The organism is Escherichia sp. MAL-1, assembly GCF_052948035.1.
The window spans coordinates 1793692-1814922 of the sequence record NZ_CM129609.1 but is presented as its reverse complement, the minus strand read 5'-3'; the positions used below and the strand labels follow the sequence as shown (position 1 = coordinate 1814922).

General features: G+C 53.0%; 17 protein-coding genes. 10 read left to right on the top strand and 7 right to left on the bottom strand.

What is annotated here, in order from left to right:
* Positions 1-95: 95 nt before the first annotated feature.
* Positions 96-944: a DNA-3-methyladenine glycosylase 2 gene (alkA, locus tag ACU8XX_RS08720; RefSeq protein WP_016239575.1), complete on the bottom strand. Its 849-nt coding sequence runs from the start codon at positions 942-944 to the stop codon at positions 96-98.
* 133 nt (positions 945-1077) lie between these two features.
* Between alkA and yegD the strand changes: the two genes are divergently transcribed.
* Entirely contained in the window at positions 1078-2430 is a 1353-nt protein-coding gene (gene yegD, locus ACU8XX_RS08715; protein ID WP_063614765.1) for a molecular chaperone, read from the top strand.
* A 12-nt stretch (positions 2431-2442) separates the two neighbouring features.
* Here the strand turns inward: yegD and yegI are convergent, their stop codons facing one another.
* On the bottom strand, positions 2443-4389 hold the full coding sequence (yegI, locus tag ACU8XX_RS08710) for a protein kinase YegI (protein WP_000856081.1): 1947 nt from the start codon (positions 4387-4389) through the stop codon (positions 2443-2445).
* A gap of 199 nt (positions 4390-4588) precedes the next feature.
* On the opposite strand from yegI, the gene ACU8XX_RS08705 reads away from it, so the two are divergent.
* Entirely contained in the window at positions 4589-5050 is a 462-nt protein-coding gene (locus ACU8XX_RS08705; RefSeq protein WP_000722348.1) for a YegJ family protein, read from the top strand.
* 64 nt (positions 5051-5114) lie between these two features.
* On the opposite strand, the gene pphC is transcribed toward ACU8XX_RS08705, so the two are convergent.
* From pphC to ACU8XX_RS08685, 4 genes are all read right to left on the bottom strand, one after another.
* The gene (gene pphC / locus ACU8XX_RS08700) at positions 5115-5876 is read right to left on the bottom strand and encodes a protein-serine/threonine phosphatase PphC (RefSeq protein ID WP_000119090.1); all 762 of its coding nucleotides are present in this window, start codon (positions 5874-5876) and stop codon (positions 5115-5117) included.
* On the bottom strand, positions 5873-6532 hold the full coding sequence (locus ACU8XX_RS08695; RefSeq protein WP_016242256.1) for a vWA domain-containing protein: 660 nt from the start codon (positions 6530-6532) through the stop codon (positions 5873-5875). Before ACU8XX_RS08695 ends, pphC begins: the two co-directional genes overlap by 4 nt.
* Before the next feature lie 220 nt (positions 6533-6752).
* Positions 6753-6812, bottom strand: a complete 60-nt coding sequence (gene ibsA / locus ACU8XX_RS08690) for a type I toxin-antitoxin system toxin IbsA (RefSeq protein ID WP_010723109.1) — start codon at positions 6810-6812, stop codon at positions 6753-6755.
* Positions 6813-7084: 272 nt separating this feature from the next.
* Positions 7085-7141, bottom strand: coding sequence for a type I toxin-antitoxin system Ibs family toxin (locus tag ACU8XX_RS08685; RefSeq protein WP_001386899.1), 57 nt, complete (start codon positions 7139-7141; stop codon positions 7085-7087).
* Positions 7142-7419: 278 nt separating this feature from the next.
* Between ACU8XX_RS08685 and mdtA the strand changes: the two genes are divergently transcribed.
* The 8 genes from mdtA (at position 7420) to trhP (ending at position 20433) form a co-directional block, all read left to right on the top strand.
* A complete protein-coding gene (gene mdtA, locus ACU8XX_RS08680) occupies positions 7420-8667 on the top strand; it encodes a multidrug efflux RND transporter subunit MdtA (RefSeq protein WP_000678989.1) in 1248 nt (415 codons plus the stop codon).
* Complete coding sequence (mdtB, locus tag ACU8XX_RS08675; protein ID WP_001197881.1) at positions 8667-11789, top strand: multidrug efflux RND transporter permease subunit MdtB; 3123 nt, start codon at positions 8667-8669, stop codon at positions 11787-11789. Before mdtA ends, mdtB begins: the two co-directional genes overlap by 1 nt.
* Positions 11790-14867, top strand: coding sequence for a multidrug efflux RND transporter permease subunit MdtC (gene mdtC / locus ACU8XX_RS08670; protein WP_000667481.1), 3078 nt, complete (start codon positions 11790-11792; stop codon positions 14865-14867).
* Positions 14868-16283: an MFS transporter gene (gene mdtD, locus ACU8XX_RS08665; RefSeq protein WP_000130850.1), complete on the top strand. Its 1416-nt coding sequence runs from the start codon at positions 14868-14870 to the stop codon at positions 16281-16283. It abuts the gene before it with no gap.
* Positions 16280-17683 carry an envelope stress sensor histidine kinase BaeS gene (baeS, locus tag ACU8XX_RS08660; RefSeq protein ID WP_000675150.1) on the top strand — a complete coding sequence of 468 codons (1404 nt, stop codon included), beginning with the start codon at positions 16280-16282 and terminating at the stop codon, positions 17681-17683. Before mdtD ends, baeS begins: the two co-directional genes overlap by 4 nt.
* Entirely contained in the window at positions 17680-18402 is a 723-nt protein-coding gene (gene baeR / locus ACU8XX_RS08655; RefSeq protein ID WP_000137877.1) for an envelope stress response regulator BaeR, read from the top strand. The genes baeS and baeR overlap by 4 nt, the downstream gene beginning before the upstream one ends.
* A gap of 190 nt (positions 18403-18592) precedes the next feature.
* The gene (locus ACU8XX_RS08650) at positions 18593-18925 is read left to right on the top strand and encodes a YegP family protein (protein WP_000929408.1); all 333 of its coding nucleotides are present in this window, start codon (positions 18593-18595) and stop codon (positions 18923-18925) included.
* 146 nt (positions 18926-19071) lie between these two features.
* Positions 19072-20433, top strand: coding sequence for a prephenate-dependent tRNA uridine(34) hydroxylase TrhP (gene trhP, locus ACU8XX_RS08645; RefSeq protein WP_000476014.1), 1362 nt, complete (start codon positions 19072-19074; stop codon positions 20431-20433).
* 330 nt (positions 20434-20763) lie between these two features.
* Here trhP and yegR read toward each other — a convergent pair whose 3' ends face one another.
* Positions 20764-21081: a protein YegR gene (yegR, locus tag ACU8XX_RS08640; protein ID WP_001318299.1), complete on the bottom strand. Its 318-nt coding sequence runs from the start codon at positions 21079-21081 to the stop codon at positions 20764-20766.
* Between the last annotated feature and the right edge of the window lie 150 nt (positions 21082-21231).

Here is a 21231-nt window from a genome sequence, read left to right as displayed (position 1 = left end):
ATCGCCTGATGCGACGCTAACGCGTCTTATCATGCCTACAAATCGCTCATTCCCCAGGCCGGATAAGGCGCTCGCACCGCATCCGGCGACCAACGTCATGCTTCGTCTGGTTGCCAGCCTTCCGTATACCAGATATGCAACAGCGCATAAGAACGCCAGGGCTTCCAGCGCTCGGCATAACGGCGGATTTGCGCCGGTGTCATTCCCGGAAATCGCTGTTTAATCAGATAATCATCCGGCAGGAAAACATCTTTCGCCTGCCAGCCACGCAAAGCAAAATAATTCGCCGTCCAGCGCCCGATACCCGGAAAAGTTTGCAGCGTTTTCATCGCCTGCTCCACATCGCCCGGTATTGTCATTGGTAAGGTGCCCTCCAGCGCCGCATTTGCCAGATGAATCAGCGCCTCTGCCCGTTTCAACGGCATACCTAACGCTTTTAATGCCTGCGGGTCGGCTGCTGCCAGCCGCTGAGGCGTCGGGAAGCAGATATACTCCGGAAAATCATCCAGCCGTTCGCCATAAAGCTGTACCACTTTGGCAGTCAATTTTGCCGCCATCGCCACGCTCACCAGTTGGCCTAAAATCGCCCGCACACCCTGCTCAAAAGCATCAACACAGCCGGGTAAACGCAATCCGGGCCGCGCCGCGCCTAACTTGCCCAACGCACCGTTAACAATCTGCGGGTTACATTGCAGATCAAGCAGGCGGCTCATTTTCGCCAGACACTCAGCGGCAACAGGTTCTAAACCTGCACTTAAATTTATGTGCAGAGTATGACGGGCCATATCCGGAATAGCAGTCACCACGCCGCGATATTCGCCCACCGCCAGACTACGGGCATAATAATCGTCAGCGACCGTTTCCACACCACTCACTGCACGGGCGGCGAGAAATCCCAACATCCACGACCAGTCATACGGCGGCTGCCAGTTCAGGGTATACATCGCATCTCCTTATTCATCCGCTTTCAGCATAAACGTTATTCAGACGCTACGCTTTGCTTTCATATTCCGGTTGTCGCGACGGCAACATTTCGCTAAAGTCACGCCCCTTCTTCACCGGCATGGGGATTAATTCGTGTTTATTGGTTTTGATTACGGTACAGCAAACTGTTCAGTGGCGGTCATGCGTGACGGTAAACCGCAATTACTGAAAATGGAAAACGACAGCACGCTGCTGCCTTCAATGCTTTGCGCGCCAACGCGTGAAGCAGTAAGTGAATGGCTGTACCGCCATCATGATGTTCCGGCAGACGACGATGAAACGCAGGCGCTGTTACGTCGGGCGATTCGTTATAACCGCGAAGAAGATATCGATGTTACGGCGAAAAGCGTGCAGTTCGGTCTTTCCTCACTGGCACAGTACATTGATGATCCACAAGAAGTGTGGTTTGTGAAATCACCAAAATCGTTCCTCGGTGCCAGCGGCTTAAAACCGCAGCAGGTAGCGCTGTTTGAGGATCTGGTCTGCGCAATGATGTTGCACATTCGCCAGCAGGCGCAGGCGCAGCTGCCAGAAGCGATTACTCAGGCGGTGATTGGTCGCCCGATCAACTTCCAGGGGCTGGGCGGCGATGAAGCAAACGCCCAGGCGCAAGGGATTCTGGAACGCGCGGCGAAGCGTGCCGGATTCAGGGACGTGGTATTCCAGTACGAGCCGGTCGCGGCTGGGCTGGATTACGAAGCCACCTTGCAGGAAGAAAAACGGGTGCTGGTGGTGGATATCGGCGGTGGTACGACTGACTGTTCATTGCTGCTGATGGGGCCGCAGTGGCGTTCGCGTCTCGATCGTGAAGCCAGCCTGCTGGGTCACAGTGGTTGTCGTATTGGCGGTAACGATCTGGATATCGCCCTGGCGTTTAAAAACCTGATGCCACTGCTGGGTATGGGTGGCGAAACCGAAAAAGGCATCGCCCTGCCGATCCTGCCGTGGTGGAATGCGGTTGCCATCAACGACGTACCTGCGCAGAGTGATTTCTACAGTAGTGCCAACGGTCGTCTGCTTAACGATCTGGTACGCGATGCCCGCGAACCGGAAAAAGTGGCCCTGTTACAGAAAGTCTGGCGTCAGCGTTTAAGCTATCGCCTGGTGCGTAGCGCAGAAGAGTGCAAAATTGCTCTTTCAAGCGTAGCGGAAACCCGCGCCTCACTGCCGTTTATCAGCAATGAACTGGCTACGCTGATTAGCCAGCGAGGGCTGGAAAGCGCCCTCAGCCAGCCACTGACGCGGATTCTGGAACAGGTGCAACTGGCCCTGGATAACGCCCAGGAAAAACCGGACGTTATCTACCTGACCGGCGGTAGCGCCCGTTCTCCGCTGATTAAAAAAGCGCTGGCAGAACAGTTGCCGGGCATTCCGATTGCAGGCGGCGATGACTTTGGCTCCGTCACCGCCGGGCTGGCACGCTGGGCGGAAGTGGTGTTTCGTTAATTGAAAAATGGCTCAGCAGCGGCTTAAATCTGCCTGCGCCTGAGCCAGTTTTTCTGCTGCCTGACGTAACGGTTCCATCAACGGCATGGTCCGTGCTGGAGCATGAAGGCGGAATCGCTGCAACTCTGTCGCGCCGACTGTCAACGCCGATTCCAGCCGATGTCGTTTGGCGGTCATTTTCGCCATTACCGCTTGTCTGTCTGCTGGCGTTATCGCTTCATTCGGCCTGAACACAAAACGGCGTTCACAGCTCGCTTTCCAGTCGATAACCGCCTGGGTCAGATGGTCGCCAAACCCTTTCACTTGCTTAACGCCACGACGGGTAACATCTGCGGCTGTTTCAATACCAAAAGACCGTAACGCCGCTTTACGCGCAGGGCCAACGCCGGGAATAGAGGCAACATCAATAAAAAATCCCTCCAGAAACTTCTGCTTCTGCCGTTCCCTTGCAGTGTCATGAAGTGCTGCCAGAGCGCGTTTCTCTTCTTCCGGTAACCCGAGAATTTCGTCCTTCATTTTTTCGAGCATCGTCCGTTTGGCGATAAAACCTTCCAGGCCGCCTACCTGCTGGATCTGGCGGACTAAATGGTCATAGTCCATTTTCGCACGATTAAATGCCTCACGGCGTTGCTGAACTTCTGCTTTGTACGCTTTGCTTGTCAGACTGCCAATAATCCAGATAGCCGCCAGCACAGGAACCAAAATAATATAACGCGGTTCTGCCTGAAGGCCGCAAAGCAGCAGCGATAATGCTGACAGTGCGATCTCAAGCAGAATGATGTATTCGCGCCGTAACAGGCCTAAAGGAAGCGGCCTGCCAGTCGGTTGGAAATGATCGGGTAATGGCAGTTGCAATGCTGGCGGTGCTACTGACGCCATCACCATCGCCCAGACTTTCGCCAGCACAAAATTCCCGCCGGTGGTAATGACCTCTTCGCCGAGATCAATAAAATAGATAACACCTTGATTATCCAGCGCACACCACGGGCAGTCAGTCAAATGAGCGGGGTAAACATGCATTGCTGAAACGATACATTTCTTTAACTGTTGGCGTAGAGAGTCCAGTGCCGCTACCCACGCTTTAGCCGTCGGACGCCCGGTTGCCACGCCACTTTCCGTGAATGCCTGCTGAAACATGGCTTCAACATCACTCGGTAACATCGATAGCGGAATAGATCGTGGCGGCGGTTTTAAACCACGTCGCTGATTATCTGACGCGTAGGCATAACGGAAATGGGTAATATCCGTCTCCAGCGCATTACCCGCATCAGAGATAAGCGGCACACCAGAATAAGGATGCCGCCCACCAAACAAGACGTGAAAAATTAGCAACGCAAGGCCAAAATTATCGTGATTTTCTGTGCGTTCAAAACCGACAAATGATGGCAAGGTTTGTAGCTCTGGCGGCGTAAAATGCGACACGCCGACTTCGCATAAATGCAGTGTGCCATTGGCGTTAATTTGAAAGGAGTCGCTATCAATCAGTACCACTTTGCTGTCGCGACCTACCATAAAACTGTTCTGGTTTACGTCACCCACGACGTGCCCGTGCTCGTGAACCGTAGCAAAAGATGAAGCAATATTGCGCGCAACATAGAGTAGAAAATCCCACGCACAATGAGGGTAACTCTGGCGACGATGTGCCGGGCTATAGATCATATGAATCGGTTCTTTACCAGAAACTTTTGGCATCATAAAACCGATAACTTTTCCGCCTCGTCCACCGTGAAGCGTTGCCTGCGGCCAGGCGACATAATTCAACAACTGCGCGTCAGCTGTCGCAGCCATAAAGGCAAGTTTGTCCTGTTTTAAGGCGGGTGGCGGCGTGTGATAAATCTTGGCGACGCTATCGACAAACTCCTCGATATCATAAACCGCGCCTTCACCACCTTTGCCCAGTTCACGGCCAAGAGTGGTCAATTCACCTGTCGATGTAAATACTTTTATATTTGTTTTCATAATATTTCGCGGGTAGTTATATTATATTTCAATGAATAATAACAACTAACCATTAAAATTATTTCCATATGGGGAAAACCCACTCAAGAATAAAAATGATAATGCAATTTTATCAGGATACAATTCAATTTCGGCCTGATAATGATTAACTTCCACAGGTTTTTGCTAACTTTGACTACAAAGGGATTCTGGAGAAAAAATGAAAAAGATATTACTTATGTTGAGTCTGCTATTTTTTACTACCGCGGGCTTTAGTGAAGTTTCGGATACGTTAGTGACGGGAGGTTATGATAAACAAGCGATGTCTGACGCGATTAAACATGCGCGGAAAGAAACCGATAAATTCATCGAGGTTATGAATAAAAAAGATGCCGATACTTTCGCAGTCAAAGCCCCGATAACCGATCACGGAAGAACCGAGCATTTCTGGCTTACGGATGTCACTTATTCTAACGGCATGTTTATTGGCGTAATCAGCAATGACCCTGGTATTGTTACAAACGTAGAATATGGCCAGGAGTGGAAAATCAAGAAAGAAGATATTTCAGACTGGATGTATACGCGCGGGGATAAAATTTACGGCGGTTATACCATTGATCCTTTATTGGTCACCTATCCAAAAGAAGAAGCCGACGAGCTAAGAGCAAAATTAGTTCGCTAATCAGCCGTTATATTTATTGTTTAAACTGGCGGTTGAATTGTTGTCTTCAACCGCCATGAGAAACTCACTCTGCCCACAGCGCCAGTGCCAACGTTTTATCATCATCCGTACGCTCGTTTACCGCCGGGCTGGACAAAAACTGCTTTAACAATTCAGGTAATAAATCGAGTTGTTCCTGCGTTGCTGCCGCCAGTCCATTGAAAAACGGGGTAAAGAAAGGCACATGAGGAGAATTATCCAGCATATTTAACGCCAGTCGCTGGATACCATCCGTAAATGCTGCAACTTTGTGCGCACGCCCAGTGCTGGTGAAAGTTTCCAGTCTGGAAACGGCATCTTCGTCGGTAATGAAGTGCGTCATGTTGGCATATTCACCCGCCATCGGCGTGAGAGGCAATTGCAGACCGTGACCCAAATCTACCACCACGCCGCCATCGCCAATCTGCATAATCAAGGTGCCGTCAGGCGATGAAATCAGTCCCAGAAATGTGCAGGCAAAATCGCGAACCGCTAATTCTTTGGCTTCCGCCTCGGCAAAAAGTCGTTGACGAATGGTCAGTACCATATTTGTGGCGAGGACATCATTAAGCCCCAATTCCCCGCCCTGCACTTTTTGCGACATATAAGCCATCGCTTCATTGACGGCGAGCATCGCGCCTTCGCCACCCTGCGAGACACTGCCTGCGCCATCAGCGACAAATACCGACAATAATGGCTGCTGGTCATTTAACCAGGCAATCTGCATCTGGCAGGCATCCTGACAAGGCAAGTCCGCGCTGATGTGCGACGTTCCAACGGTTGATGCATAGACCAGACGCCAGCTCACACTGACGTCCAGCCTTTTGGCGCTTCCAGCACAACTTCCGTTCCCGGCGTGGAGCGGGAAACCGAACGCAGCGAACTGGATAACCAGCTAAACAGTTCACGGAATTGTAATCCTTGCAGAGGCAAAGGCTGACGAACGCTAATTTGTGCCAGCGTCTTCATATCCGCCCCCTGAACACCGATGGAAAAGAAAGCAAACCTTTTATCTTCTTCCCCCAGAAACACTTTGTTGGCTGCAGCCTGCCACTCATCGGTTGGTGCACCATCGGTAATCAGGAAAATCCACGGGCGATAATACGAAATACCATTTGCACGATACTCACGTTTCCGCTCCTCTACCATATCCAGGGCTTTGGTAATGGCCGCACCCATTGGTGTATCGCCCTGGGCAAACAGGATGGGCGGAAAAAAATTAGCGGCGCTGGTAAAGGGTTGTTCCACATGCACCGGGCCGAACGTCACAATGCCGAGTTCCACTCTTTTTAAAGCCAGCGGATCAGCAAGCAGTTCATCACGAAAGGTAACCAATCCGGCGTTAAGTTCATTAATAGGTCTACCGTTCATAGAACCAGAAACATCCAGCAGCAAAATGCAGGGGCAACGTGGTTCCGGGTTACTGGCAAAATCGCTGGTGGCAAACGTGATTTGTTCGCTCATAAGAAATCCTTTCTTAGAGAATTATCGAGGTCCGGTATCATACCGACTGCAATAATGAAATAAGAGCAAACGAAGAAACTTTCAGAATTAGGCCCGGCGGCGCAGAAAATTTTGCTATTCGCCTCGCAAGAACGGAGAGCCGTCGATTGACACTAAGGGCGGAGTGACATAATTTCAGGAGTGAGGGTTAGGGAGAGGTTTCCCCCTCCCCCTGGTGTTCTTAGTAAGCCTGGAAGCTAATCACTAAGAGTATCACCAGTATGATGACGTGCTTCATCATAACCCTTTCCTTATTAAAAGCCCTCTTCTCCGGGAGAGGCTTTCCCGTTTCAGCGTCCCGCTGAAATCATCGGCTTACCTCCTTTCGCCCTGAATGCAGTCTATCGCTAACGCGTGAATAAAATAGTTTCCTCTGTGATTATTGCGTAACGACTCGCAAAGAATATTTGCTGGCAGGATCGCAGACTACAAAGCCTGCGGATTGACAATCTTATCGTGAAGGCATACTTTCAGGAGTGAGGGTAGAGCGGGGTTTCCCCCGCCCTGGTAGTCTTAGTAAGCGGGGAAGCTTATGACTAAGAGCACCACGATGATGAGTAGCTTCATCATGACCCTTTCCTTATTTATGGCCCCTTCCTCGGGAGGGGCTTTCCCGTTTCAGCGTCCCGCTGAAATCGTCGGCTTACCTCCTTTCGCCATGCAAGCAGTCTATCGCTAACGCGTAGATAAAATAGTTTCCTGTGTTATTACTGGATGCGTGCTCGCAAATGTGCCCGTCATTCAGACGATTCCAGACAGTGTTTCATAATTCCTCCATTTTTCTCCCTTATTGGCTGGCTACACTAGTATCATTCCGCGAAACGTTTCAGGAAGAGAAACTCTTAACGATGAAAGGTAGTTATAAATCCCGTTGGGTAATCGTAATCGTGGTGGTTATCGCCGCCATCGCCGCATTCTGGTTCTGGCAAGGCCGCAATGACTCCCGGAGTGCAGCCCCAGGGGCGACGAAACAAGCGCAGCAATCGCCAGCGGGTGGTCGACGTGGTATGCGTTCCGGCCCATTAGCCCCGGTTCAGGCGGCGACCGCCGTAGAACAGGCAGTTCCGCGTTACCTCACCGGGCTTGGCACCATTACCGCCGCTAATACCGTTACGGTGCGCAGCCGCGTGGACGGCCAACTGATAGCGTTACATTTCCAGGAAGGCCAGCAGGTCAAAGCAGGCGATTTACTGGCAGAAATTGACCCCAGCCAGTTCAAAGTTGCATTAGCACAAGCCCAGGGCCAACTGGCAAAAGATAAAGCCACGCTTGCCAACGCCCGCCGTGACCTGGCGCGTTATCAACAACTGGCAAAAACCAATCTCGTTTCCCGCCAGGAGCTGGATGCCCAACAGGCGCTGGTCAGTGAAACCGAAGGCACCATTAAGGCTGATGAAGCAAGCGTTGCCAGCGCGCAGCTGCAACTCGACTGGAGCCGGATTACCGCACCAGTCGATGGTCGCGTTGGTCTCAAGCAGGTTGATGTTGGTAACCAAATCTCCAGTGGTGATACCACCGGGATCGTGGTGATCACCCAGACGCATCCTATCGATTTAGTCTTTACCCTGCCGGAAAGCGATATCGCTACCGTAGTGCAGGCGCAGAAAGCCGGAAAACCGCTGGTGGTAGAAGCCTGGGATCGCACCAACTCGAAGAAATTAAGTGAAGGCACGCTGTTAAGTCTAGATAACCAAATCGATGCCACTACCGGTACGATTAAAGTGAAAGCACGCTTTAATAATCAGGATGATGCGCTGTTTCCCAATCAGTTTGTTAACGCGCGCATGTTAGTCGACACCGAACAAAACGCCGTAGTGATCCCAACAGCCGCCCTGCAAATGGGCAATGAAGGCCATTTTGTCTGGGTGCTGAATAGCGAAAACAAGGTCAGCAAACATCTGGTGACGCCGGGCATTCAGGACAGTCAGAAAGTGGTGATCCGTGCAGGTATTTCTGCGGGCGATCGCGTGGTGACAGACGGCATTGATCGCCTGACCGAAGGGGCGAAAGTGGAAGTGGTGGAAGCCCAGAGCGCCACTACTCCGGAAGAGAAAGCCACCAGCCGCGAATACGCGAAAAAAGGAGCACGCTCCTGATGCAGGTGTTACCCCCGAGCAGCACAGGCGGCCCGTCGCGCCTGTTTATTATGCGTCCTGTGGCCACCACGCTGCTGATGGTGGCGATCTTACTCGCCGGGATTATCGGTTATCGCGCCCTGCCCGTTTCGGCGCTGCCGGAAGTGGACTATCCGACCATTCAGGTGGTCACGCTCTACCCAGGTGCCAGCCCGGATGTCATGACCTCTGCCGTTACCGCGCCGCTAGAACGCCAGTTCGGGCAGATGTCTGGCCTGAAACAGATGTCGTCGCAAAGTTCCGGCGGTGCGTCAGTTATCACTTTGCAGTTCCAGCTAACATTACCGCTCGATGTCGCCGAGCAGGAAGTGCAGGCCGCGATTAACGCTGCGACCAACTTGTTGCCGAGCGATCTGCCTAACCCGCCGGTTTACAGCAAAGTGAACCCGGCAGATCCGCCGATCATGACGCTCGCCGTCACCTCAACCGCCATGCCGATGACGCAAGTGGAAGATATGGTGGAAACCCGCGTCGCGCAGAAAATCTCGCAGATTTCCGGCGTCGGCCTGGTGACGCTTTCCGGCGGTCAGCGTCCGGCTGTTCGCGTCAAACTTAACGCTCAGGCGATTGCCGCCCTCGGCCTGACCAGCGAAACCGTGCGCACCGCCATTACCGGCGCTAACGTTAACTCGGCAAAAGGTAGCCTCGACGGCCCTTCCCGTGCGGTCACGCTTTCCGCGAACGACCAGATGCAATCCGCCGAAGAGTATCGCCAGCTAATCATCGCCTACCAGAACGGCGCGCCAATTCGTCTGGGCGATGTCGCAACTGTAGAGCAAGGTGCAGAAAACAGCTGGCTCGGCGCGTGGGCGAACAAAGAACAGGCCATTGTGATGAATGTTCAGCGCCAGCCCGGTGCTAACATTATCTCCACCGCCGACAGCATTCGGCAGATGCTGCCACAGCTCACTGAGAGTCTGCCGAAATCGGTGAAGGTGACAGTGCTTTCCGATCGCACCACCAATATCCGCGCATCCGTCGATGATACTCAGTTTGAATTGATGATGGCTATCGCGCTGGTAGTCATGATTATCTACCTGTTTTTGCGCAATATTCCGGCGACCATCATTCCCGGTGTTGCTGTACCGCTGTCGTTAATCGGCACTTTCGCGGTTATGGTGTTTCTCGATTTTTCAATCAATAACCTGACGCTGATGGCGTTAACTATCGCCACCGGGTTCGTGGTCGATGACGCCATCGTGGTGATCGAAAACATTTCCCGCTATATCGAAAAAGGCGAAAAACCGTTGGCGGCGGCGCTCAAGGGCGCAGGTGAAATCGGCTTTACCATTATCTCGCTGACCTTCTCACTGATTGCGGTGTTGATCCCACTGCTGTTTATGGGCGATATCGTCGGGCGACTGTTCCGAGAATTTGCTATTACCCTGGCGGTAGCGATTTTGATCTCAGCGGTGGTGTCGCTGACCCTGACACCGATGATGTGCGCGCGGATGCTCAGCCAGGAGTCGTTGCGTAAACAGAACCGCTTCTCCCGTGCCTCGGAAAAAATGTTCGACAGGATAATCGCCGCCTATGGTCGTGGACTGGCGAAAGTGCTGAATCATCCGTGGCTGACCTTAAGCGTGGCACTCAGCACGCTGCTGCTTAGCGTGCTGCTGTGGGTGTTCATTCCGAAAGGTTTCTTCCCGGTACAGGACAATGGCATTATTCAGGGCACTTTGCAGGCACCGCAATCCAGCTCCTTTGCCAATATGGCCCAGCGACAACGCCAGGTCGCGGACGTGATTTTGCAGGATCCGGCAGTGCAAAGCCTGACCTCATTTGTTGGCGTTGATGGCACTAACCCGTCGCTGAACAGTGCACGTTTACAAATCAACCTCAAACCGTTGGATGAACGTGATGATCGGGTGCAAAAAGTCATCGCCCGTCTGCAAACGGCGGTAGATAAAGTGCCGGGCGTCGATCTCTTCCTGCAACCAACGCAGGATCTGACTATTGATACTCAGGTCAGCCGCACCCAGTACCAGTTTACCTTGCAGGCCACGTCACTGGATGCGCTCAGTACCTGGGTGCCACAGTTGATGGAAAAACTCCAGCAACTGCCACAGCTTTCTGATGTCTCCAGCGACTGGCAGGACAAAGGGCTGGTGGCGTATGTCAATGTTGATCGCGACAGCGCCAGCCGTCTGGGGATCAGCATGGCGGATGTCGATAACGCCCTGTACAACGCGTTTGGTCAGCGGCTGATTTCCACTATTTATACTCAGGCCAACCAGTATCGCGTGGTGCTGGAGCACAACACCGAAAATACCCCAGGGCTTGCGGCGCTAGATACCATTCGCCTGACCAGCAGCGACGGCGGCGTGGTGCCGTTAAGCTCAATTGCCAAAGTTGAACAGCGTTTTGCGCCGCTTTCCATCAACCATCTGGATCAGTTCCCGGTAACGACCATCTCTTTTAACGTGCCAGATAACTATTCGCTGGGCGATGCGGTGCAGGCGATTATGGACACCGAAAAGACGCTGAATCTGCCGGTGGATATCACCACGCAGTTCCAGGGCAGCACCCTCGCCTTCCAGTCGGCGCTGGGCAGCACTGTCTGGCTGATTGTCGCGGCGGTGGTGGCGATGTATATCGTGCTCGGCATTCTGTACGAGAGCTTTATTCACCCGATCACCATTCTCTCGACGCTACCCACGGCAGGTGTTGGCGCCCTGCTGGCGTTAATGATTGCCGGTAGCGAACTGGATGTGATTGCGATTATCGGCATTATTTTGCTGATCGGTATCGTGAAGAAGAACGCCATCATGATGATCGACTTCGCGCTGGCTGCTGAGCGCGAGCAAGGCATGTCGCCGCGCGAGGCAATCTACCAGGCTTGTCTGTTGCGTTTTCGTCCGATCCTGATGACCACTCTGGCGGCTCTGCTTGGCGCGCTGCCGCTGATGTTGAGTACCGGGGTCGGCGCGGAACTGCGTCGTCCGTTAGGTATCGGCATGGTCGGCGGTCTGATTGTCAGCCAGGTGCTGACGCTGTTTACCACGCCGGTGATTTATTTGCTGTTCGACCGCCTGGCATTGTGGACCAAAAGCCGCTTTGCCCGTCATGAAGAGGAGGCGTAAGTGAAGTTTTTTGCCCTCTTCATTTACCGCCCGGTGGCGACGATTTTACTGTCGGTTGCCATTACCCTGTGCGGCATACTGGGCTTCCGTATGCTGCCGGTCGCCCCGCTGCCGCAGGTCGATTTTCCGGTGATTATCGTCAGCGCCTCGCTGCCCGGTGCGTCACCAGAAACAATGGCGTCTTCCGTTGCCACGCCGCTGGAGCGCTCACTTGGGCGCATTGCCGGAGTCAGTGAAATGACCTCCAGCAGTTCGCTCGGCAGCACGCGTATTATTTTGCAGTTTGATTTTGACCGGGATATCAACGGCGCAGCGCGTGATGTGCAGGCGGCGATCAACGCTGCACAAAGTTTGCTGCCCAGTGGGATGCCCAGCCGCCCGACCTATCGCAAAGCGAACCCGTCGGATGCGCCAATTATGATCCTCACGCTGACGTCCGATACTTATTCGCAGGGTGAACTGTACGATTTCGCCTCGACGCAGCTGGCTCCGACGATTTCGCAAATCGACGGTGTTGGTGATGTCGATGTCGGAGGCAGCTCACTGCCCGCCGTACGCGTCGGGCTGAATCCGCAGGCGCTGTTTAATCAGGGCGTGTCGCTGGACGACGTACGCACCGCCGTCAGCAATGCCAACGTGCGTAAACCGCAGGGCGCGCTGGAAGATGGCACTCACCGCTGGCAGATCCAGACCAATGATGAGCTAAAAACCGCCGCTGAATATCAGCCGTTGATTATTCACTACAACAACGGCGGCGCGGTTCGTCTGGGCGATGTGGCGACGGTGACCGACTCAGTGCAGGATGTGCGCAACGCCGGGATGACCAACGCCAAACCGGCTATTTTACTGATGATCCGCAAACTGCCGGAAGCCAATATTATCCAGACGGTTGACAGCATCCGGGCAAAATTACCGGAGTTGCAGGAAACCATTCCGGCGGCGATTGATCTGCAAATTGCCCAGGATCGCTCCCCCACCATTCGCGCCTCGCTGGAAGAAGTCGAGCAAACGCTGATTATCTCGGTGGCGCTGGTGATTCTGGTGGTGTTTTTATTCCTGCGCTCGGGTCGCGCCACTATTATTCCCGCCGTTTCGGTGCCGGTTTCGCTGATTGGTACGTTTGCGGCGATGTACCTGTGCGGATTCAGTCTCAATAACCTTTCGTTAATGGCGCTCACCATCGCTACTGGTTTCGTGGTGGATGACGCCATCGTGGTGCTGGAAAACATTGCACGTCATCTGGAAGCGGGAATGAAACCGTTGCAAGCCGCACTGCAAGGTACTCGCGAAGTCGGTTTTACGGTGCTGTCGATGAGTCTGTCACTGGTGGCGGTGTTCCTGCCGCTGCTGTTGATGGGCGGATTGCCGGGCCGACTGTTACGCGAATTTGCCGTGACGCTTTCTGTCGCCATTGGTATATCGTTGCTGGTTTCTCTGACATTAACGCCAATGATGTGTGGCTGGATGCTGAAAGCCAGCAAGCCGCGCGAGCAAAAGCGACTGCGTGGTTTTGGTCGCATGTTGGTAGCCCTGCAACAAGGCTACGGCAAGTCACTGAAATGGGTGCTCAATCATACCCGTCTGGTGGGCGTGGTGCTGCTTGGCACCATTGCGCTGAATATCTGGCTGTATATCTCGATCCCGAAAACCTTCTTCCCGGAGCAGGACACTGGCGTGTTGATGGGCGGGATTCAGGCGGATCAGAGTATTTCGTTTCAGGCGATGCGCGGTAAGTTGCAGGATTTCATGAAAATTATCCGTGACGATCCGGCAGTGGATAATGTCACCGGCTTTACAGGCGGTTCGCGAGTGAACAGCGGGATGATGTTTATCACCCTCAAGCCACGCGACGAACGCAGCGAAACGGCGCAGCAAATTATCGACCGTCTGCGCGTAAAACTGGCGAAAGAACCGGGGGCGAATCTGTTCCTGATGGCGGTACAGGATATTCGCGTTGGTGGGCGTCAGTCGAACGCCAGCTACCAGTACACGTTGTTATCCGACGACCTGGCGGCACTGCGAGAATGGGAGCCGAAAATCCGCAAAAAACTGGCGACGTTGCCGGAACTGGCGGACGTGAACTCCGATCAGCAGGATAACGGCGCGGAGATGAATCTGGTTTACGACCGCGACACCATGGCACGGCTGGGAATCGACGTACAAGCCGCCAACAGTCTGTTAAATAACGCCTTCGGTCAGCGGCAAATCTCGACCATTTACCAGCCGATGAACCAGTATAAAGTGGTGATGGAAGTGGATCCGCGCTATACCCAGGACATCAGTGCGCTGGAAAAAATGTTCGTTATCAATAACGAAGGCAAAGCGATCCCGCTGTCGTATTTCGCTAAATGGCAACCGGCGAATGCCCCACTATCGGTGAATCATCAGGGATTATCGGCGGCCTCGACCATTTCGTTTAACCTGCCGACCGGAAAATCGCTCTCGGACGCCAGTGCGGCGATCGATCGCGCAATGACCCAGCTTGGTGTGCCTTCGACGGTGCGCGGCAGTTTTGCCGGCACGGCGCAGGTGTTCCAGGAGACGATGAACTCGCAGGTGATCCTGATTATCGCCGCCATCGCCACGGTGTATATCGTGCTGGGTATCCTTTACGAGAGTTACGTACATCCGCTGACGATTCTCTCCACCCTGCCCTCGGCGGGCGTTGGAGCGCTGTTGGCGCTGGAGCTGTTCAATGCCCCGTTCAGCCTAATCGCCCTGATAGGGATCATGCTATTAATCGGCATCGTGAAGAAAAACGCCATTATGATGGTCGATTTTGCGCTTGAAGCCCAACGGCACGGTAACCTGACGCCGCAGGAAGCTATTTTCCAGGCCTGTCTGCTGCGTTTTCGCCCGATTATGATGACTACCCTGGCGGCGCTGTTTGGTGCGCTGCCGCTGGTATTGTCGGGCGGCGACGGCTCGGAGCTGCGGCAACCCCTGGGGATCACCATTGTCGGCGGACTGGTAATGAGCCAGCTCCTTACGCTGTATACCACGCCGGTGGTGTATCTCTTTTTCGACCGTCTGCGGCTGCGTTTTTCGCGTAAACCTAAACAAACGGTAACCGAGTAAATGACAGATCTTCCCGACAGCACCCGTTGGCAATTGTGGATTGTGGCTTTCGGCTTCTTTATGCAGTCGCTGGACACCACCATCGTAAACACCGCCCTTCCCTCAATGGCGCAAAGCCTCGGGGAAAGTCCGTTGCATATGCACATGGTCATTGTCTCTTATGTGCTGACCGTGGCGGTGATGCTGCCCGCCAGCGGCTGGCTGGCGGACAAAGTCGGCGTGCGCAATATTTTCTTTACCGCCATCGTGCTGTTTACTCTCGGTTCACTGTTTTGCGCGCTTTCCGGCACGCTGAACGAACTGTTGCTGGCACGCGCGTTACAGGGCGTTGGCGGCGCGATGATGGTGCCGGTCGGCAGATTGACGGTGATGAAAATCGTACCGCGCGAGCAATATATGGCGGCGATGACCTTTGTCACGTTACCCGGTCAGGTCGGTCCGCTGCTCGGTCCGGCGCTCGGCGGTCTGCTGGTGGAGTACGCATCGTGGCACTGGATCTTTTTGATCAACATTCCGGTGGGGATTATCGGTGCGATCGCCACATTGCTGTTAATGCCGAACTACACCATGCAGACGCGGCGCTTTGATCTCTCCGGATTTTTATTGCTGGCGGTTGGCATGGCGGTATTAACCCTGGCGCTGGACGGCAGTAAAGGTACAGGTTTATCGCCGCTGACGATTGCAGGCCTGGTCGCAGTTGGCGTGGTGGCACTGGTGCTTTATCTGCTGCACGCCAGAAATAACAACCGTGCCCTGTTCAGTCTGAAACTGTTCCGTACTCGTACCTTTTCGCTGGGCCTGGCGGGGAGCTTTGCCGGACGTATTGGCAGTGGCATGTTGCCCTTTATGACACCGGTTTTCCTGCAAATTGGCCTCGGTTTCTCGCCGTTTCATGCCGGACTGATGATGATCCCGATGGTGCTTGGCAGCATGGGAATGAAGCGAATTGTGGTACAGGTGGTGAATCGCTTTGGTTATCGTCGGGTACTGGTAGCGACCACGCTGGGTCTGTCGCTGGTCACCCTGTTGTTTATGACTACCGCCCTGCTGGGCTGGTACTACGTTTTGCCGTTCGTCCTGTTTTTACAAGGGATGGTCAACTCGACGCGTTTCTCCTCCATGAACACCCTGACGCTGAAAGATCTCCCGGACAATCTGGCGAGCAGCGGCAACAGCCTGCTGTCGATGATTATGCAATTGTCGATGAGTATCGGCGTCACTATCGCCGGGCTGTTGCTGGGACTTTTTGGTTCACAGCATGTCAGCGTCGACAGCGGCACCACACAAACCGTCTTTATGTACACCTGGCTTAGCATGGCGTTGATCATCGCCCTTCCGGCGTTCATCTTTGCCAGAGTGCCGAACGATACGCATCAAAATGTAGCTATTTCGCGGCGAAAAAGGAGCGCGCAATGAAGTTCTGGCGACCCGGTATTACCGGCAAACTGTTTCTGGCGATTTTCGCCACCTGCATTGTCTTGCTGATCAGTATGCACTGGGCGGTGCGTATCAGTTTTGAGCGTGGCTTTATTGATTACATCAAGCATGGTAATGAACAGCGATTACAACTGTTAAGTGATGCGCTTGGCGAGCAGTATGCGCAGCATGGCAACTGGCGCTTCCTGCGCAACAATGATCGCTTTGTCTTTCAGATCCTGCGTTCATTTGAACACGATAATTCGGAAGATAAACCCGGCCCGGGTATGCCACCGCACGGCTGGCGTACCCAGTTCTGGGTGGTTGATCAAAACAACAAAGTGCTGGTTGGTCCGCGAGCGCCGATTCCACCTGACGGTACACGGCGACCCATTCTGGTCAACGGTGCGGAAGTTGGCGCGGTGATCGCCTCCCCCGTTGAGCGGTTAACGCGCAATACTGATATCAATTTCGATAAACAACAGCGGCAAACCAGCTGGTTGATTGTCGCCCTGGCAACGTTACTCGCGGCACTTGCCACTTTTCTGCTGGCGCGCGGTTTACTGGCACCGGTAAAACGACTTGTCGATGGCACGCACAAACTGGCGGCGGGCGATTTCACTACCCGCGTAACGCCCACCAGTGAAGATGAACTGGGCAAACTGGCGCAAGACTTCAACCAGCTTGCCAGCACACTGGAGAAAAACCAGCAAATGCGGCGCGATTTTATGGCCGATATTTCTCACGAACTGCGTACGCCATTAGCGGTGCTGCGCGGTGAACTGGAAGCCATTCAGGATGGCGTGCGTAAATTCACGCCGGAGACGGTGGCGTCTTTACAGGCGGAGGTCGGTACACTGACCAAACTGGTTGACGATCTCCATCAGTTGTCGATGTCTGATGAAGGCGCTCTCGCCTATCAAAAAGCACCGGTAGATTTGATCCCACTGCTGGAAGTGGCGGGCGGCGCATTTCGCGAACGATTCGCCAGTCGTGGCCTGAAACTGCAATTTTCCCTGCCAGACAGTATTACCGTATTTGGCGATCGCGACCGTTTAATGCAGTTATTCAATAACTTACTGGAAAACAGCCTGCGCTACACTGACAGCGGCGGCAGCCTGCAAATCTCTGCCGGGCAGCGCGACAAAACGGTGCGCCTGACCTTTGCCGACAGTGCGCCAGGTGTCAGTGACGATCAGCTACAAAAATTGTTTGAACGTTTTTATCGCACCGAAGGTTCCCGCAACCGTGCCAGCGGCGGTTCCGGGCTGGGGCTGGCGATTTGCCTGAACATTGTTGAAGCACATAATGGTCGCATTATTGCTGCCCATTCGCCTTTTGGCGGGGTAAGCATTACAGTAGAGTTACCGCTGGAACGGGATTTACAGAGAGAAGTATGACCGAGTTACCAATCGACGAAAACACACCGCGTATTTTGATCGTGGAAGATGAACCGAAGCTGGGGCAGTTGCTCATTGATTATCTGCGTGCTGCGAGCTATGCGCCGACGCTTATCAGCCACGGCGATCAGGTACTGCCGTATGTGCGCCAGACACCACCGGATCTGATCCTGTTAGATCTGATGCTCCCTGGCACCGATGGCCTGACGCTGTGCCGGGAAATTCGTCGTTTTTCTGACATTCCGATCGTGATGGTGACGGCAAAAATCGAAGAGATCGATCGCCTGCTGGGGCTGGAGATTGGCGCAGATGATTATATCTGTAAGCCGTACAGCCCACGGGAAGTGGTAGCGCGCGTCAAAACCATTTTGCGCCGTTGCAAACCGCAGCGCGAGTTGCAGCAACAGGATGCTGAAAGCCCGTTGATTATCGACGAAGGTCGTTTTCAGGCTTCATGGCGCGGTAAAATGCTTGACCTGACGCCTGCGGAATTTCGTCTGCTGAAAACGCTCTCTCACGAACCAGGAAAAGTGTTCTCCCGCGAGCAATTGCTCAATCATCTTTATGACGACTACCGCGTAGTAACCGACCGCACCATCGACAGCCACATTAAAAACCTGCGCCGCAAGCTGGAATCTCTCGACGCCGAACAGTCATTTATCCGCGCCGTTTATGGCGTCGGTTACCGCTGGGAAGCCGACGCCTGCCGCATCGTTTAGTTTTAGCGACATTATTTTGTTAGCCGGAGATGGCGTTCAGACCAGATCCGGCAACATTATCCCACGCATGGTCAGCAAACTGACATTATCTCTCCGCCCTGGCAGGCATCAGAAAATCGCTCATACTTTAATCGGTAAACAGCACCTTTAGATGCTGTTTTCGATACACAATTTCAATCAAGGAGTCATTATGGCTGGTTGGTTTGAACTCAGTAAGAGCAGTGATAATCAGTTCCGGTTTGTGCTAAAAGCGGGCAATGGTGAGACTATCCTCACCAGCGAGCTTTATACCTCAAAAGCCTCTGCGGAAAAGGGCATCGCGTCGGTGCGTAGCAACAGCCCGCAAGAAGAACGCTATGAGAAAAAAACGGCAAGTAACGGCAAATTCTATTTCAATCTGAAAGCCGCTAATCATCAAATTATCGGCTCCAGCCAGATGTACGCCACCGCGCAATCTCGTGAAACCGGAATTGCCTCCGTTAAAGCCAATGGCACAAGCCAGACGGTGAAAGACAATACGTAATTACGATGCCGGGCGTGGGTTGTTGGCGTCCGGCGCTTTACCAGATCCCCCCACAGCGCTACAATGCCCGCCCTTAAAGTGGGGGCACTCCCCTAACCGCTTCATCAGGTGAAGCGGATCTGACCTGTCATCAGAACGAGAGAATTATGTTTAAACCGGAACTCCTTTCCCCGGCGGGAACGCTGAAAAATATGCGTTACGCTTTCGCTTATGGCGCAGATGCTGTTTATGCGGGCCAGCCGCGTTACTCCCTGCGTGTGCGCAACAACGAATTCAACCACGAAAATCTTCAGCTCGGCATCAATGAAGCCCACGCGCTGGGGAAAAAGTTTTATGTCGTGGTCAACATTGCACCGCACAACGCCAAGCTGAAAACCTTTATCCGTGACCTGAAACCGGTGGTGGAAATGGGGCCGGATGCGCTGATTATGTCCGATCCAGGGCTGATTATGCTGGTGCGTGAGCACTTCCCTGAAATGCCGATCCACCTCTCGGTGCAGGCTAACGCCGTAAACTGGGCGACGGTGAAATTCTGGCAGCAAATGGGCCTGACCCGCGTGATCCTCTCTCGCGAGCTGTCGCTGGAAGAGATTGAAGAGATCCGCAATCAGGTGCCGGATATGGAGATCGAGATCTTCGTTCACGGCGCACTGTGCATGGCCTACTCCGGTCGCTGCCTGCTCTCTGGCTATATCAACAAGCGCGATCCGAACCAGGGTACCTGCACCAACGCCTGCCGCTGGGAGTACAACGTCCAGGAAGGGAAAGAAGATGACGTTGGCAACATCGTACACAAGTACGAGCCGATTCCGGTGCAAAATGTTGAGCCGACGCTGGGTATCGGCGCGCCAACCGACAAAGTGTTTATGATCGAAGAAGCCCAGCGTCCGGGCGAGTATATGACCGCGTTTGAAGATGAGCACGGCACTTACATCATGAACTCGAAAGATCTGCGCGCCATCGCCCATGTAGAACGCCTGACCAAAATGGGCGTGCATTCGCTGAAAATCGAAGGCCGTACTAAATCTTTCTACTATTGCGCACGCACCGCACAGGTTTACCGTAAAGCTATCGATGACGCCGCTGCGGGCAAACCGTTCGATACCAGCCTGCTGGAAACTCTGGAAGGTCTGGCGCATCGTGGCTATACCGAAGGTTTCCTGCGTCGTCATACTCACGACGATTATCAGAACTACGAATACGGTTATTCAGTTTCTGACCGCCAGCAGTTTGTTGGTGAGTTTACCGGTGAGCGCAAGGGGGACCTCGCGGCGGTAGCGGTGAAAAATAAATTCTCCGTTGGCGACAGCCTTGAGCTGATGACGCCGCAAGGCAACATTAACTTTACCCTTGAGCACATGGAAAACGCCAAAGGTGAAGCGATGCCGGTCGCACCAGGCGATGGTTATACTGTGTGGCTCCCGGTCCCGCAGGATCTTGAGCTCAATTACGCTCTGCTGATGCGTAATTTCTCCGGGGAAACCACGCGTAACCCACACGGTAAGTGATTAATTTCGATTATTTTTCCCGGATGGAAAATTCTTAGAAACCGATCACATACAGCTGCATTTATTAAGGTTATCATCCGTTTCGCTGAAAAACATAACCCATAAAATGCTAGCTGTACCAGGAACCACCTCCTTAGCCTGTGTAATCTCCCTTACACGGGCTTATTTTTTTATGCATAAGCCCTATCTCTGGTAACCGTCTTCCATTGACCACATCGATAGAATCCTCCTTCATAGCACGATGCCTTTCACTTATCGGCATCGTGCTCCCACAGGTTCCGGCTACGCACAGCCAGAACGCGCATATTTGACGCTTACCAAAAAATATTCTCACTCTCCACATTTGAATGTCAGACGAGCGACACCATGTAATCCTACACCTTCTGTCTTCAGCTCAACTATTTGCATTTTTTTGCCCTGAGTAACACAGAAATGAGTTGCATCATTTTTTACTATATTTTCTGCACCAGATATTCTACCCCTGGCTAAAGAAGCTTCGGCTTCGGTGTAGTATTGGTTATCGAGTTTACGCTGAATATTACTTTTATATGCAAGACCAAATTTACCGATACTTGTCTCATCATTATGCACAGCACAACCAGACATAATAAAAATACTAATTAATGATATAGCAGCTATCTTTTTCATCTCACCTTCCCCCATTAAATACCAACGACACTCTCTAGTGTTTAAATATAATAATGGCATGATTATTATAATTGAATAGGATTATAATAAATGTTCTGTACAACATTTCCTACATAAGTAGGAATTACGGACATTGAGGCCCTTCAGGGT